This window comes from Desulfovibrionales bacterium (assembly GCA_028715605.1).
Taxonomy (GTDB): Bacteria; Desulfobacterota; QYQD01; order QYQD01; family QYQD01; genus QYQD01.
In genome coordinates, this window is the sequence record JAQURM010000003.1 from 151361 (window position 1) to 165781 (window position 14421).

A 14421-nucleotide genomic window follows, 5' to 3' on the forward strand; every position below is an offset into this window, starting at 1 on the left:
CCATAAATCTGTTAAAAAGTCAATGGAGTTCAGGAAGATGTCCCGGGCAGGCCTCCGATAATTTATCTTCTTACCAGGCTGATTATAAAGGTGAGTAAAAAGCAGAGCGATGCCGTGAGGATGATAGAGGCGCCGGTGGCCATATCGGTGTAGAAGGAGATTACCAGCCCGGAGATACCGGATACCCAGGCAAAAACCAGAGCGTACCAGAACATCTGGCGGACGTTCCGGCTGACATTTCGGGCGCTGGCCGGGGGGACAATAAGGAGCGCGGTGATAAGCAGCATGCCGATAGTTCTTATACCCACGGTTACCACCACGGCCAGGATTATGGCAAAAATGTAGTTATAGATCTTGACCGGGATGTCTTGTGAGCGCGCCAATGGTTCGTTGATCCCGGTGAGTAGGAGGCGGTTATAGCTAAGGGCTATGAAGATAAGAACGACTGCGAACAGGGCGAAAGTGACGGCTATCTCCATTTCTGCTATGGTGAGGACGTCACCAAAGAGGAAAGGGGAAAGGGTCTGGGAGAGACCTTTGCGAGTGCTGATTATGGCGATACCCAGGGCGATGGTGGCGGCAAAAAAGACGCCGATTATGGTGTCCATAGGGAGATCGGAACGGGTTTTAAACTTGGCGATGCCCAAGGCTACCAGGACCCCGAATACGACCATGGTCAGGAGCGGATTTATGTTTAAAAGCAGGCCGAGGGCGATACCGGCAAAGGCCGAATGAGAGATGGCATCACTGAAAAAGGCCATACGGTAATTTACCACCTGTATGCCGACGATGGCGCAGAGCGGGGTTATGAGCATGATTTCCAGAAAGGCCCTTTTCATAAAGAGAGAAGCGGCCCAGGCGAATGGGAGGGCGGTGTCCAGAAGGCTGTAGATTGTGGCGAAGAGAGATTCCATAGTCATAGGTTATTTATGGTGCAAGGGATGGATACAGGTCGTAGATGCGCCGGGGCGTATATCCTGGCCGTGCCGGTACAGACCGGCGTGGGGGCCATAGACGGCCATGATATTTTCCGGTGTCAATACTTCCGGCGCTCCACCCTGGCACTGGACGGTTCGGTTAAGGCAGATGACGTGTTCGGCATGGCCGGTCACTATGGAAAGATCATGCGAGACAATCACCATGGTTAAGTGGCCTTCCCTCTGCACCCGGGTCATAAATTCACAGAACAGGACTTCTCCGGAGACGTCGACCCCCGTGGCCGGTTCGTCCAGAAGCAGGATTTCCGGATCCCGCGAGATAGCCATGGCCAGCATAACCCGCTGCAGTTCTCCGCCGGATAGCCGTCCGATCTGACGCTCGCGCAAGTGTTCCACACCGATCTCACGGAGGGCTTCCAGGGCCTTGTCTCTTTTTGCCTGTTGGTAGCCCAGCCAGAGGGGGCGCCGTTGGGAAGAAAGGGTGAGAAAATCGAGGACGGTGAGCGGCAACCCGCGATCAAAATCCAGGCGCTGCGGAACGTAACCGATGCGGGGTCTGGCTGTTTCCCGCCGGCCGTCCCGGAGAAAGAATATCTCCCCTTCATGCGGGATGACACCGAGGATGGCCAGTATCAGCGTAGTCTTCCCGGCACCGTTGGGGCCGATCAGGGCCGTAATTTTGCCCTTAGGGATGCCGGCGCTGACATTCTTTAGAAGAGACACACGATTTACAGTTACGCTTACATTTACAAGTTCGATAGCTGTGTTGGCCATCAGTTAATTCTCCTGCCAGGGCTTTTTGTATAATAGCAAGGTTTGCGTGCATGACCTTTTCATAGTAATCAAGCCCGATAGTTCCTTGAGCAGTGGTTACCGGGTCTAAGACATAAAACGGGACCCCGGTTTCATGGCTCAAGACCTGGGCCAGGCGGGGCGGATACTGGGGTTCGGCAAAAATGGCGGCGACCTTCTCTTTTTGTATGGTCTGGATTAATTTGTTCAATTTCCCGGCAGATGGCGGTTGGCCGGGATCTTCTTCGATATAAGCGACTACCGTAAGGCCAAGGTCGCGAGCCAGGTAATCAAAAACGTTATGGAAGGCAACCACCTTTCGTTTTTTAATCCTACAGGCGGCGTCTTTGACCCCGGAGATGAGTTTTTCCAGCCGTGCCGTAAAATTTGCGGCGTTTTTGCGGTAGAGTACAGAATGTTTCAGGTCTATGGCGGAAAGAGACTCGGCAATATTTCTAACTTGAACCGCGGCCAGAGCCGGGCTGGTCCATACGTGGGCATTGATCCGGCCGGGATGATGTTCATGGCCATGGTGGCTGTGGCCTTCTTTCGCTTCCAGAGGTGTAATCCCTCTTGAAGCATCTATGATCTTAATATCAGGGTTTGCTGCCTGAACAGGGCGGCCGGCAAATTCTTCCATGCCGAGACCATTGATGACCAGAACGGAGGATGCAGCGATCTTCTTCAAGTCGCCCGGTGTCAAGGTATAGTCATGCGGACAACCCGTGCCCGGAGGGAGCATGAGTTCGACAGATACCCCCGGAATTCCCCGGACTACATTATTTGTAAAGATATAGATGGGCAGGAAAGATGCGAGGATGCGAAGGTTTTCCCCCCCTTGCGATGAAGAGGCATGGGCCGGCATCGGACATACAAACAGGGCTAACGAGATAATGAAGCAAACAGCGAGCGAAATTAGTTTACGCATAAAATTACTCCCCAGCGCTTTGGTAGTCAGTTGTCCGTAGTCCGTCAAATTCTTAAATCAAGAACTCAGGAACTTATAAAAATACTATTCTGTTCCTGTTTTTCCGCCCCGGCGGATCTGACTGTGGCACGACTTAATTTCCAGATTCATCCATATTAGTTACATCCATTGTAACCGGCAACTGACAGCGGGCTTAGATCCCCTGACAATCCGGGCAAATTCCGAAGCATTCCAGATAGTGGTCTTCCAGGGTAAAACCTGATTCTTTTTGAATGGCATCAGCCATATCCTGCACCACACAATGGCGCACTTTTTCTATCCGGCCGCAGACCTGGCACTTGATATGGTGCACATGCCGGCCGGGTAGTATAGCTTCGTAGCGTTTGAAAGCCTCTCTTAAATCGATTTCCCTAACCAGGCCAACGCCCTTCAGGGCGCGCAGATTGCGATAGACAGTAGCCAGATCGACCTTATGGCCTGCAAGTCGCCGGTGGATCTCATCCGGGCTTAAGGGCTTTTCGCTTTGGGTCAGTATACGCCATATTTCTGCCCGGGCCCGGGTGAGAGATTTTCTGTGCCTGCGCAGATGGTTCGCTATGTCCACAAATAATACAATAACAAAAATGCAAATCATTTGCAAGTTTTGTTACGACAACGAGGAGTCGCATATTAAATATCAGGTGAATAGAGTCGATAAGACAAAAAACGATCCTGGCTTCCTGGTGGGGGAACGTCTGCTTTTTGTTCCAAAAACTCTCAAGGTATTGGTACAAGTTAGTTTGCGGTCGATAAAAAATTAAGGGGGTATGTATCCTTTTTGTTGTATAATTGCATCATTCAATAAATAGTATATAAGGTCATTTTGATTTTAAGGAAGACGAGGAGGTAAGGTGGAGAACGTAAGATATGATGTAAGCCTTATTACAGAACATGATACCTATCTTTTTAAAGAAGGAAATCACTTTCGACTCTATGACAAACTGGGGTCGCATGCGACGACCGTAGGTGATATGCGGGGTATTTACTTTGCCGTCTGGGCGCCGAATGCGCATAAGGTGTCCGTAGTCGGAGATTTCAACGGATGGGTTCCGGAGGCCCATCCCTTAAGGTCAAGGGACGATAGCTCCGGTATATGGGAAGGCTTTATCCCCGGTATCGGCCGGGGTGCGCTCTATAAGTACCATATTGTTTCGAATTACAATAACTATATGGTAGATAAGGGAGATCCCTATGCCTTTCTATGGGAGGCTCCTCCGCGAACTGCCAGCGTGGTGTGGGGCCTGGGATATGAATGGAACGACGGGGAATGGATGAAAAACCGACGCCATCATAACAGGCTTGACGCCCCTTTTTCCATCTACGAGGTTCATCTGGGATCATGGCGCCGGGTGCCGGAAGAGGGCAACCGGTTTCTCACCTACCGGGAGATGGCACATTACCTGGCGGATTATACAAAAGAGATGGGTTTTACCCATGTTGAATTATTGCCGGTAATGGAACATCCCTTCTACGGCTCCTGGGGGTATCAGACCCTGGGATATTTTGCCCCTACCAGCCGGTATGGGACTCCCCAGGATTTTATGTACTTCGTTGACCATCTCCATCAGAATGGAATCGGCGTTATCCTGGATTGGGTGCCTTCGCATTTTCCGAATGACGAGTACGGACTTATCTATTTTGACGGCACGCACCTTTATGAACATGAAGACCCCAGGAAGGGATTTCACCCCGATTGGAACAGCGCCATTTTTAATTATGGCCGTAACGAGGTGAGAAATTTCCTTATCAGCAGCGCCCTCTTCTGGCTTGACAAATATCATATTGACGGGTTGAGGGTGGATGCCGTGGCCTCCATGCTCTACCTGGACTATGCGAGAACTGGTGGAGATTGGATACCGAATGAATACGGGGGGAACGAGAATATAGAAGCGATAAGCCTTATAAGAAGGTTTAACGAGGCGGTTTACGAAAATTATCCAGATGTTCAGACCATGGCGGAAGAGTCCACCGCCTGGCCTATGGTTTCACGGCCGACATACGTGGGGGGCCTCGGATTCGGCATGAAGTGGAACATGGGCTGGATGCACGATACGTTGGATTATTTTTCTATCGACCCTGTTTTCAGGAAGTATCATCATGACCAGCTTACCTTCAGTCTCTGGTATGCCTTTACAGAAAATTTTGTTCTCCCTCTTTCCCACGATGAGGTGGTTCATGGAAAAGGCTCGCTGTCCGGAAAGATGCCCGGGGATGAGTGGCAGAGGTCTGCCAACCTCAGGCTTTTGTTTGGATATATGTACGGTCACCCCGGAAAGAAGCTGCTCTTTATGGGCGATGAATTCGGGCAGTGCAGGGAGTGGGTCCACGAAGAGAGTCTGGAATGGCATGTCCTTGAGTATCCCGCTCATCATGGGGTGCACAGGTGGCTCAGGGACCTGAACCACTTTTACCGGAACGAGCCGGCCATGCATGAGCTGGATTTTGAGGCAGAGGGTTTTGAGTGGATAGACTTCTATGATTGGGAGCAAGGCAGTATAAGCTTTATAAGAAAAGGCAAAACCACGGACGATATGATCCTGGTGGTCTGTAACTTTACGCCGGTTCCCAGAGAGAACTACAGGCTCGGGGTCCCGCGGGGAGGCTTCTGGCGAGAGGTCTTAAACAGCGATGCCCGGATATATTGGGGGAGCAATTGGGGGAATTCCGGGGGCGTTGAAGCAGCCCCGGTTCCGGCGCATGGGAGACCCTATTCTCTGTCCCTGCGGCTGCCTCCACTGGGTGTTCTCTTTTTTAAAAGTGAGGGGCATAGAAGATAACAGTGAACAATGCCGAAAAGGTAATGTCAAAAGTTATATGAAAAACAAGCCACAGAGGACACAGAGCGCACAGAGCAACGTAAAGAAATCAAAAGAAAAAGACAGAGCAGCTAAGAAAAAAGCAGATTTATGGGCACTTCCGTGACCTGTGTACCCTCAAGGGCTGTGATTGAGCCATTGTCTGGGGGACAACAAGAGCATTGGAGAAACTGGGGAGGGGAGGAACCAAATTGTGCTTTAACCTACTGATACCTCTGTGTTCTCTGTGCTCTCTGTGGCAAAAGTTTTGACAGTACGGCCGAAAATTTGAGGAGAAATAAATGAAGAGGCGAGGAAGCGGCATATTGCTCCACATCACATCCCTGCCTTCATCTTACGGTATAGGGGATTTGGGTCCATCGGCGTACCAGTTTGTGGATTTTCTTTCTGAAGCCAGACAGGGCTTCTGGCAGATACTCCCCTTAAAGCCTACCAGTACGGCGCACGGGAATTCTCCCTACAGCAGTTTTTCCGCCTTTGCGGGGAATACGCTCCTTATCAGTCCTGAGCGCCTGGTAGAGGAAGGCCTTCTCTCAAAAAGGGATGTCGAAGACTGCCCTCCGTTCTCTAATGAAATGGTTATCTACGAGGCCGTGACCGGGTACAAGACAGAACTTTTTCGCGCCGCCTATGGCAACTTTAAAAAAAGAAGGCAAAAAGATTGCGACTTTGAAGAGTTCTGTAATGAGAATCGCTACTGGCTGGATGATTATGCCCTGTTTGTGACTCTAAAGGAAAGTTTCAGCGGGGCCATCTGGGGCGAATGGCCGGAGGATATCAGAGATAGAAAAGGGGATATAAGTAAAAGGTTAAAGGGCAGGCTTAAAGACAAAATTGAGATGGAGAAGTTCCTTCAGTATGTATTTTACAAACAGTGGCATTCATTAAGGGCTTACTGTAATAGCAGAGACATCCAGATAATAGGAGACATTCCTATCTATGTGAATTACGACAGCGCAGACGTATGGGCCAATCCCCGGATATTCAAATTGGGCGAAAACAGAAGACCGACCTTTGTGGCCGGGGTTCCCCCCGATTACTTTAGCAGCACAGGCCAGTTGTGGGGTAATCCGGTTTATAATTGGGAAGCCCTGAAGAAAACCGGCTACGCTTGGTGGATAAGGCTTATAGAACACAACCTGAAACTCTTTAATATAATCAGGCTTGACCATTTCAGGGGGCTTGTGGCCTATTGGGAGGTCCCGGCCGGTGAAGAGACGGCTATAAATGGGAAATGGGTAGAAGTCCCGGTCCGGGACTTTTTCGATAAGCTTTTGAAACATTTTCTCTCCCTTCCCATTATTGCTGAAGACCTGGGGATTATAACCCCGGATGTACGGGAAATCGTTGACCTATACGGATTTCCGGGGATGAAGCTGCTCCTCTTTGCCTTTGGTGACGACCTGGCGACGAATCCTTACGTGCCGCACAATCACGTAAAAAACTGTGTGATATATACAGGAACGCATGACAATAATACGGCTAAGGGATGGTTCGGGAAAGAGGCCAGACCTGAAGATAAGCGGAGGCTTTTTCAATACCTGGGGCGGGAGGTCTCAGAGGAGACGGTTCACCAGGAACTCACAAGGATGGCCATGATGTCCGTGGCCGATCTGGCTATCATCCCCATGCAGGACATCCTTGGCCTGGGGGAAGAGGCCCGGATGAACGTCCCGGCCACGGCCGACGGCAATTGGGGCTGGCGGCTCTTACCGGAACAATTAACGCCTTCCCTGGCTGCCAGCCTTTCAGAACTTACCCATATTTATGGAAGGGCGTAACTGTCCCCTGGACTTAGTCTTTAATGGGGTGATTGAGGGAAATCAGGATGGATTGCCACCGCCAAACCCCATGATTCTTTCCGTGAAAGCAACAAGATTATCAAGATCGCTTTTTATGACGGATTTAACAATCTCTATATCCATCCTTTGATACTGATGAATGACGACATTTCGAAAGTGGACCATTTTCTTTAATTTTTCTGTAAGAGCGCTGTCGATGACGGATTTCTTCCGCAGGAGGTCAAAACTCTCGGCGCTGGAAGTTGGGATTCCCATTTTGTGTGCTTTAATAATATGATTTGCCAGGTCGAGCGCCTGTTCGCATGCCCGAAGGATATTTAAGACAGCGGCATCCTGCCGGGAGTAATCCTCATCAAATCCCTCCGGATTTTTCATATACTCCTCTCTTGCGCGTTCTATGCAGCGTTGAATGCTTTGTATTTTATTAATCACAATGTCATTCATACATTAAAAGCCCTCCTGGTCTCAAAGAATGACTGTAAAATATCCCTGCGTTCCTCGCTTAATTTCTGGTAATAAGAAAGGACGAGCATTTCGAATTCATCGGTGGCATATTCATCGGCACAATAAATTCGGCGACCGGCAACGATAACTTCCTTCTGGAGGATAGTGGAAACCTCTCGTAAATTGATCAAATCCACATCCTTATTCAACAAAGATTCCAGTTCAAAACGTAAGTCGCTTATCATTAGAGAGCCTGCCTCTTTTGCCTTTTTCCATGGCAAAAGCAGCGCAATATCGACATCACTGTCCGGCCATTCCTCATCCGTGCCGTATGTGCCGAAAATATAAATGGCCTGTAAATCGGGATAATACTTAAGAGAGGCCTTAATAATGACATCCCTTGCGTTCATACCCTCACCTCGATAATCTTTATAGTGTCGTTGCCGAAGATGTTCAACACTTCCACGGTGATCTTACGCCACCCCCGGCGCGCATTCGTGATATATACTTTTCAACTCCAAGGGGCGGTTTTTCTTGGTGCGGAAGGACCGCCATTCCATACCAATTCAACTTCCCGTTTCTCTTCAAACAGCAAAAAACTGTACTTCTCCGGCAACGGCTTGCCCGCTTCGAGATGCCGGGTGATATCCCTGATTTCATTATCAGTCAGTTTCATCTGCCTATCTGTTCAGTTCCTTCTCTTCTTTTCCCGCCAGCGGTTTTTTCCTCTGTCCCCTTGTACTAACCTCTCTCGACGCTAAGTAAATGCTGCTAGTCCGTCTTCCAAACCATCCTAAGTCAGCGGGATGATCATTAAATCCTTGAACATCATAGGCCACAATTGTTTTTAACTCGATATGAGAGCCTATGTGGTTTCTTATTTCATCAGATGCCTTGATTAGAGATGCTTTCGTAGCCGATACATTTTCTTCTGGTTCACAATATCGCTCAAACGATAGCATGGCAATGTCTGGTTGAATTAAATTTATCTTTTTGATGAACTTATCTACTTCCCCAGGTTTGTTTATAAAAAGAGAAACGCTGAGTTTTACTTCAACTGCATAAAACTTACCGTCAAGAACGCAAAAAATATCCATTTCATTTTTTGTCTCAGCATCATCGGACTTCTCAAATAGATCGACCTCTGGTAGATACCAAAAACTTCCTCTAATAAACCGATCATGCAAGAATCCCAGAGTCCACAGTACGGGTAAGCCAGTCTGTTTAATTAGTGAGCGATAAACAAAATCATTAAGTTGATATGTCCATCCAAGATCAATAGGCGCTAAGTATTCCCTGCTACAAATTTCACAGCTATTCTTAATTTTCATGCCATCGAAGCTGCGAGAGTTCGTATGCCCACAATATTGACATCTCCACTGGTGCACTTGATAGAAGACATTAGTTCTTATTAGGTATTCGAGTGTATCGGTAAGATTGTTCATCATAAAATTTGAAACCTTACCGATATTACTTACATTCAGCTTTTTCATTAATTTTTCTCTAGTTGGCCGATCATTTGGGAGAAACCCGTTTAGTTTTTCACGGTCATATACGAGATATTTTACCGAATCTTCTTTTCCTGCTCTTAATACTGCTCTCCAATACTTATTGGTCAGAATTTCATAGGCGCTGGAGAGACTGCCAACCATTGAGATAACACCTCGTAGATTTTGTCCCTTATCAGATATCGATAGATCTTGGTAAGAATTCTTCACTATCGAAGCTCGTAAATCATCCGGTGGATACTTGAAGAAATCTAGTACTAGGTGTTGGAAAAATATCTCATCATCAGGTAAAGACAAGTTATACAAATACTCTTTATTAATAGATTGGTCACCGATGGGAAAGTCTTCTGTTGTTGGTAGAAGTGCGAGTCGGTGACCGATGGTAACTTTTCCTAAGTTTTTAGTAAAAGCTCTTACGATTTTACGTCTTCGCGGCAACACCCAGTTGTCAACAACGTTAGAATATCTGGACAAGTTATTGTGTCTCTGGATATCAAGTTCAACGACCCATTGACCCTTGGCGATGCCCTTGTAACGAGGAGGTATATAGGTGAAATGCGCGGGCTCTTCAGCTGGTAACGTATTAGTATCTTCATTTAGTTTGAATGTGGATGTGTCGGTTGATCTTCTAAAGTAACCTGCCTTTAATTTCTTTTTCTCCGGTAATGCAGGTACGTTGAAATTTTTTCCAACAAATATCGAGTTGTAGGTGTGCTTACTCAGCTTATCTTGGATTGAGCGCAGCTCTTCTTCGCTATGGCTGTAGCTTCGAATGGAAACCTTAGCGGGACCGTTTTCTTGTCCCAGGAAATTGTTCTGGTTCAGATATTGACCCAACTGACTTATCAAGTTTTCATCATTGAAAAATGTAGCTTCTATGATAAATGCGCCCGGTGTTGTGGCGTAACTAGGAGTGAAATGGCGAGCGTTCCAGAAATGAACTCGATCAAGAAGTGTTTTTCCTATGAAAAGGTTAAAGCTATGCGCCCATTCATATGGTTCAACCCGAGGTATAGCTTCGCTATGTGCCGACGCAAGTCTAGCAATTGGCAATGCCTTTCGGTTGCTAAGCGCAGAAAGTATATCTGCAATCGAACCGCATCTCTCGGTACCTGCGATGATACGGTCGGATAGATCAGGAGGAACTAGGCAAAGCGTTCGAAAGAGATCAGGGATGGCATGAGTGACTATGTGAACCTTAAATGCCGTACCAAAGTTATCACTTAACAGGCGATGTGTGGATTCGTTACCGTATTGGGTGATGACGGTAATTTCACTCTCTGGTTTTTGCCTCATAAAGGACGGATACTGCGCATGGGGGCTTTGGATCGTTGTCATCGATGATATAGGTCTAAAGTAGTGTTGCCAGTCATGAATAAACGCGCGCCAGTGAAGATCGTCTAAATCATGTTTCCTAATCTCATGCCGTAGAAACGCGATCGGAGAGCACACCCTATCGATTTTTTCGACCAGGTCTTTTTCCAGTTCAACGTATGTACAAACGAAATCCGGATCGAAAAATTCCAACCACGATTCATAAGCTGGATCGAGGAACTCCATTGAACCAGAAGGAACGATTAGCGTGTAAGCGCCGGCCCAGCGTGTGTAGGACTCATAGAATAACGCGTCCAATAACATATGATTAACAGATAATTCGTCGTAGGGGACTAGATACGCGATCTTTATGGGCCGGTTGCTGGTCTTGACCTCAATCGTTTTCCCAAGACTTTGGGGGCGGTCTAAATTCATATTCATTTAGCAAAGAAACCTATTTTGTGCAGATAAAGCCGCTAAGCAGCCACGCAGCGTTTTTGCGTCGGTTGAATTAGCCTTGTGTACGCCCGGCATGGGCCTGAACCCTGCTTAATGTGTTGATACCTTAGCAGAAGTCCTGGCCGAAGGCAAGGGCGGAATCGTGATCCGCCTGCGGCGGACAGGGAGACCGTCTGAAGGAAGCTGAATATTGAAGCTCCCCGCTGCAAGCAGCGGGGGATGCGCTCGCTATGCATGTTCACTATTCCGCCTCAGGCGGATGCCAGGTGGGGAGGGGCCAGGGGTGAGAAGCTACCGCTTCCTGAATTAGATGGCTATTGTTTTTTAATCCCAAAAATCTTTCGGGTCTATATTGAAACGACGTAATATTGCCAAGATGGTTTGAAAGTATATTTCAGTGGATGGGCCATGATTTTTTATTGGTATTTGTGGGCCTTGTTTTGACCCTGGCTTGTTAGGCTTAAGGAGAACAAGCTCAGAACCCTTTCCGCGTTTTCTTGCCATGGCCACAACACCATAAGGTTTGAGCTTCTTGAGAAGCTCCCTTACGGTATAGGGACGTTTAGGCATGACACTGCTTGCCTTGCTGGCATGTTTTGGCGATAAGCCAAGGTGGTAAAATTTTGTGCTCTTTTACTTCTTTCTGGAAGCCAGACTCAAGTTTGTATTTGCGCTCTCTTTGCTCCTTGCAAGCGAAGAACTCTGCCCATACCTCTGGGGGGGCCGGATGGAAAAGATTGTCAAGGTTATTGTTGCTGAAGGCGTAATCGACCTGTGCACAAACGACTGATATTACTTCCCGTTGAGCGTCTTCTGCGCTCTTGGCAACAGCTACAACATCTAATTCAAGGCAATGAGCAACGAACATGTCCTCATCTTCTTTGATCAGTATATTGACAGATATGGAAATATCTTTTGATTTCTTGCCCAAACTTGCCATGATTCGTCCTCCTTAACATACGAATCGGTACATAATACTAAAACTAAAATGAATAAACATTCATTTTAAAACATTAGAACATTACCTACCTAATTTTCCTCATTTTGTCAACAATGAGGTCAAGATATCAATAATTATTATTGAATGAAGTCATGGCATGGCGATTGACGCTGAACGAATAAGAATTTTTACGGCGCGGGGCCAACTGTAAAAATCCTGTTAAACTGAACTGCGCAATCTGGGCTATGGCTTGGAATTCTACCGGCTCGGTATATTAGTATTGTTTGATTTTATATCAGAAATCGATTAGTATCCCAAAACTTTTGACAATACGTCCAAACGAATAAGGAGAAATTATGCGAAAAGTAGTCTTATTAGTTATTGTTGCCATTATGTTAGGTGTCCCCGGTGTCGGCTTTTCATATTCGTTCTCGGATGATTTTAATGATGGAAATTTGGAGGGCTGGACAATCAAACAAGGAGATTGGTTTAATCCTGGAGACCATCTCCTAAGTTCATATGATAATTATGGGATTATCTGGAAAGATGACAGCTTCGGGGTTGACCAATTTTTGCAGGTTGATGCGTATTTTGATGATGGTACAACCAGCAAAACCGCACAATTAAGATTAAGAAGCGGCGATGCCGGATGGGGGCCAAATCCATATTTCGATCATGGCTATTTTGCTGGGGTTAGTGATAGCTCGGTTTACATTTATAACGCCGTGGCGCCGTATGATCAAAGATTTCTTGGCAGCGCCACTATAAACCTGCAGGACAATAGTTGGCATACACTCGCATTTTCCGTTGTTGGCCTGGGGAACGATACAAATCTTAAGTTGTGGGTCAACGATGTGCTATATCTTGATGTTTATGACACCACCGGGGCGCAACATGATGACGGAGGCTATGTAGCGCTCGGTTCCAGCAATCATTTAAATCCGCAGATACAATACGACAATGTTTCCGGTTCTGTCGATGTAACTCCCGTCCCCGAACCGGCTACCATGCTGCTGCTAAGTTCCGGCCTAATCAGTATGGCGGGGATTAAGAGGAAGTTTAGAAAAAGGTAACACTTGTCCAAATTATTCTCGATGCAGGGTCAGCGGTGGCCCTGCCTTTTTTATGGACCACCGGAGCGCCACTTCGCCCCCCATCCACCCATGTGTCTGTTGGCATCTTGCTTCCGGGCATCAAAAACTAAAAAAGTTCCAGATAACTGGCTATAACCCCTCCGCCGCAGGCGGATGCCAGGTGGTATGGGGACTGGGGGAGAAAAGCCCCTGGTTACCCGATTAGATTTTATTCTCTAAAATGGTAAATAAAATAAGGTCGGTATCAATTTTGTATTTTCTTCAAAATATTCAAGAAATTCTAATAAAATGAATAACCACATAAAAAAACTGGCATGAACCATTGAGCGAAAGAAAACCTTTGGGTAAATTTCGAATTTGTTTTTTGACCAATAGTTATTGAAGTTTGGGATAATTCGTTTGACTTTTTTGCAGTATTCAGCGTATTCATTTCCAAATAATTCAAGGAGTCTTGCCTCTTCTCCTTTGATAACAAAGTAGTAGTTATAAATAAAAAAAGGCATGATTATAAAAAGAAGTATTAATTTCCCCGAGCTAAGAATGATTCCAACTGCACCGAGAAAAGAGAACACATACAGAGGATTTCGCCATATAGAATATGGCCCGTCCTGACATAATTCTTCATCTTTTCTTCCTCCGATATAAACGGTAGCCCAGATTCGTCCGAGGGTTGCAATAACTATCAATGCATATCCGGATAATTCCAGAATTTCATATGAAAGTGACCCTTCATGACCTGATTTTGAAAATAGAATTATTGAGATGAAAATTAATCCAATTAACCAACTAAATCCAAGTCGGTATCTTTCAGCTGTTGTATGCACGGTGTTCCTTTACTTCTTGTCCTTCAGGTTCTTGTCCTTCAGCAAGGCAGCGAGATTAGCGAACGACTTGTAAGTCGAAGGTGGTTCCGGCTCGCCTCCCGGCGTTGGACCGTCATACCATTCTGCATCCAAATATCGTGAGTGCTCATTGTCATGACAATAGAGACACAGCAGCTCCCAGTTGCTGCCATCAGGCGGATTGTTATCGTGGTTGTGGTCCTTATGATGGACCGTCAACTCACGAAGTCTTTTGCCCGTGAATTCACGCCCGCACCGCGCGCAAATCCACGGAAAAATCTTGAGGGCTCGCTCCCGATAGGTCTTCTGCCGACGCTCTCGGTCGCGGCGAGCTTCAGCAATGATCTGATCCTGCTTGTCGCCCTCTGTTTGTGTCTTCTTCAATGACATATGCACACTCTCCAGTCGCCCGGATTGGAACACGCCTGACTTATATATTAAACAGATTCTACTTTTTTCATCGGCTTCTACCTTTGAGGTTAATCATATTAGAATTTACTGAATA

The 14421-nt window shown here is 46.8% G+C and carries 15 protein-coding genes; 3 read left to right on the forward strand and 12 right to left on the reverse strand.

Annotated features, from left to right (window positions below; all coding sequences use genetic code 11):
• Positions 1-62: 62 nt before the first annotated feature.
• The 4 genes from PHT49_05255 to PHT49_05270 all read right to left on the reverse strand — a co-directional run bounded on the left by PHT49_05255 (position 63) and on the right by PHT49_05270 (position 3292).
• Positions 63-914: a metal ABC transporter permease gene (locus tag PHT49_05255; GenBank protein MDD5451283.1), complete on the reverse strand. Its 852-nt coding sequence runs from the start codon at positions 912-914 to the stop codon at positions 63-65.
• Between the two features lie 9 nt (positions 915-923).
• Entirely contained in the window at positions 924-1712 is a 789-nt protein-coding gene (locus PHT49_05260) for a metal ABC transporter ATP-binding protein (GenBank protein ID MDD5451284.1), read from the reverse strand.
• Complete coding sequence (locus PHT49_05265) at positions 1624-2658, reverse strand: metal ABC transporter substrate-binding protein (protein ID MDD5451285.1); 1035 nt, start codon at positions 2656-2658, stop codon at positions 1624-1626. The genes PHT49_05260 and PHT49_05265 overlap by 89 nt, the downstream gene beginning before the upstream one ends.
• Before the next feature lie 193 nt (positions 2659-2851).
• Positions 2852-3292 (reverse strand): Fur family transcriptional regulator, encoded by a 441-nt coding sequence (locus PHT49_05270; GenBank protein MDD5451286.1) that lies wholly within the window; start codon positions 3290-3292, stop codon positions 2852-2854.
• 256 nt (positions 3293-3548) lie between these two features.
• Here PHT49_05270 and glgB point away from each other — a divergent pair, with 256 nt between their 5' ends.
• Positions 3549-5474, forward strand: a complete 1926-nt coding sequence (gene glgB / locus PHT49_05275; protein ID MDD5451287.1) for a 1,4-alpha-glucan branching protein GlgB — start codon at positions 3549-3551, stop codon at positions 5472-5474.
• Between the two features lie 320 nt (positions 5475-5794).
• The gene (gene malQ, locus PHT49_05280; protein ID MDD5451288.1) at positions 5795-7294 is read left to right on the forward strand and encodes a 4-alpha-glucanotransferase; all 1500 of its coding nucleotides are present in this window, start codon (positions 5795-5797) and stop codon (positions 7292-7294) included.
• 42 nt (positions 7295-7336) lie between these two features.
• On the opposite strand, the gene PHT49_05285 is transcribed toward malQ, so the two are convergent.
• From PHT49_05285 to PHT49_05310, 6 genes are all read right to left on the reverse strand, one after another.
• The gene (locus PHT49_05285; GenBank protein MDD5451289.1) at positions 7337-7759 is read right to left on the reverse strand and encodes a DUF86 domain-containing protein; all 423 of its coding nucleotides are present in this window, start codon (positions 7757-7759) and stop codon (positions 7337-7339) included.
• Positions 7756-8169, reverse strand: a complete 414-nt coding sequence (locus tag PHT49_05290; GenBank protein ID MDD5451290.1) for a nucleotidyltransferase domain-containing protein — start codon at positions 8167-8169, stop codon at positions 7756-7758. The genes PHT49_05285 and PHT49_05290 overlap by 4 nt, the downstream gene beginning before the upstream one ends.
• A gap of 101 nt (positions 8170-8270) precedes the next feature.
• Positions 8271-8435 (reverse strand): hypothetical protein, encoded by a 165-nt coding sequence (locus PHT49_05295; GenBank protein MDD5451291.1) that lies wholly within the window; start codon positions 8433-8435, stop codon positions 8271-8273.
• Between the two features lie 4 nt (positions 8436-8439).
• Positions 8440-11016 carry a hypothetical protein gene (locus tag PHT49_05300; protein MDD5451292.1) on the reverse strand — a complete coding sequence of 859 codons (2577 nt, stop codon included), beginning with the start codon at positions 11014-11016 and terminating at the stop codon, positions 8440-8442.
• A 348-nt stretch (positions 11017-11364) separates the two neighbouring features.
• Positions 11365-11610, reverse strand: a complete 246-nt coding sequence (locus PHT49_05305; GenBank protein ID MDD5451293.1) for a hypothetical protein — start codon at positions 11608-11610, stop codon at positions 11365-11367.
• Complete coding sequence (locus PHT49_05310) at positions 11603-11980, reverse strand: hypothetical protein (GenBank protein ID MDD5451294.1); 378 nt, start codon at positions 11978-11980, stop codon at positions 11603-11605. Before PHT49_05310 ends, PHT49_05305 begins: the two co-directional genes overlap by 8 nt.
• Positions 11981-12336: 356 nt before the next feature.
• On the opposite strand from PHT49_05310, the gene PHT49_05315 reads away from it, so the two are divergent.
• A complete protein-coding gene (locus PHT49_05315) occupies positions 12337-13053 on the forward strand; it encodes a PEP-CTERM sorting domain-containing protein (GenBank protein ID MDD5451295.1) in 717 nt (238 codons plus the stop codon).
• A 236-nt stretch (positions 13054-13289) separates the two neighbouring features.
• Here the strand turns inward: PHT49_05315 and PHT49_05320 are convergent, their stop codons facing one another.
• Both PHT49_05320 and PHT49_05325 read right to left on the reverse strand, forming a co-directional pair.
• Complete coding sequence (locus tag PHT49_05320; protein MDD5451296.1) at positions 13290-13898, reverse strand: isoprenylcysteine carboxylmethyltransferase family protein; 609 nt, start codon at positions 13896-13898, stop codon at positions 13290-13292.
• Between the two features lie 9 nt (positions 13899-13907).
• Positions 13908-14306, reverse strand: coding sequence for a YajD family HNH nuclease (locus tag PHT49_05325; GenBank protein ID MDD5451297.1), 399 nt, complete (start codon positions 14304-14306; stop codon positions 13908-13910).
• Between the last annotated feature and the right edge of the window lie 115 nt (positions 14307-14421).

Excerpts from the sequence above, each read along its gene's own strand:
- PHT49_05315 (MDD5451295.1), top strand. The coding sequence starts at position 12,337 with ATGCGAAAAGTAGTCTTATTAGTTATTGTTGCCATTATGTTAGGTGTC.
- PHT49_05265 (MDD5451285.1), bottom strand. The coding sequence starts at position 2,658 with ATGCGTAAACTAATTTCGCTCGCTGTTTGCTTCATTATCTCGTTAGCC.
- PHT49_05295 (MDD5451291.1), bottom strand. The coding sequence starts at position 8,435 with ATGAAACTGACTGATAATGAAATCAGGGATATCACCCGGCATCTCGAA.
- PHT49_05305 (MDD5451293.1), bottom strand. The coding sequence starts at position 11,610 with ATGCCTAAACGTCCCTATACCGTAAGGGAGCTTCTCAAGAAGCTCAAA.
- PHT49_05310 (MDD5451294.1), bottom strand. The coding sequence starts at position 11,980 with ATGGCAAGTTTGGGCAAGAAATCAAAAGATATTTCCATATCTGTCAAT.
- PHT49_05325 (MDD5451297.1), bottom strand. The coding sequence starts at position 14,306 with ATGTCATTGAAGAAGACACAAACAGAGGGCGACAAGCAGGATCAGATC.
- PHT49_05270 (MDD5451286.1), bottom strand. The coding sequence starts at position 3,292 with ATGATTTGCATTTTTGTTATTGTATTATTTGTGGACATAGCGAACCAT.
- malQ (MDD5451288.1), top strand. The coding sequence starts at position 5,795 with ATGAAGAGGCGAGGAAGCGGCATATTGCTCCACATCACATCCCTGCCT.
- PHT49_05285 (MDD5451289.1), bottom strand. The coding sequence starts at position 7,759 with ATGAATGACATTGTGATTAATAAAATACAAAGCATTCAACGCTGCATA.
- PHT49_05260 (MDD5451284.1), bottom strand. The coding sequence starts at position 1,712 with ATGGCCAACACAGCTATCGAACTTGTAAATGTAAGCGTAACTGTAAAT.
- PHT49_05255 (MDD5451283.1), bottom strand. The coding sequence starts at position 914 with ATGGAATCTCTCTTCGCCACAATCTACAGCCTTCTGGACACCGCCCTC.
- PHT49_05300 (MDD5451292.1), bottom strand. The coding sequence starts at position 11,016 with ATGAATTTAGACCGCCCCCAAAGTCTTGGGAAAACGATTGAGGTCAAG.
- PHT49_05290 (MDD5451290.1), bottom strand. The coding sequence starts at position 8,169 with ATGAACGCAAGGGATGTCATTATTAAGGCCTCTCTTAAGTATTATCCC.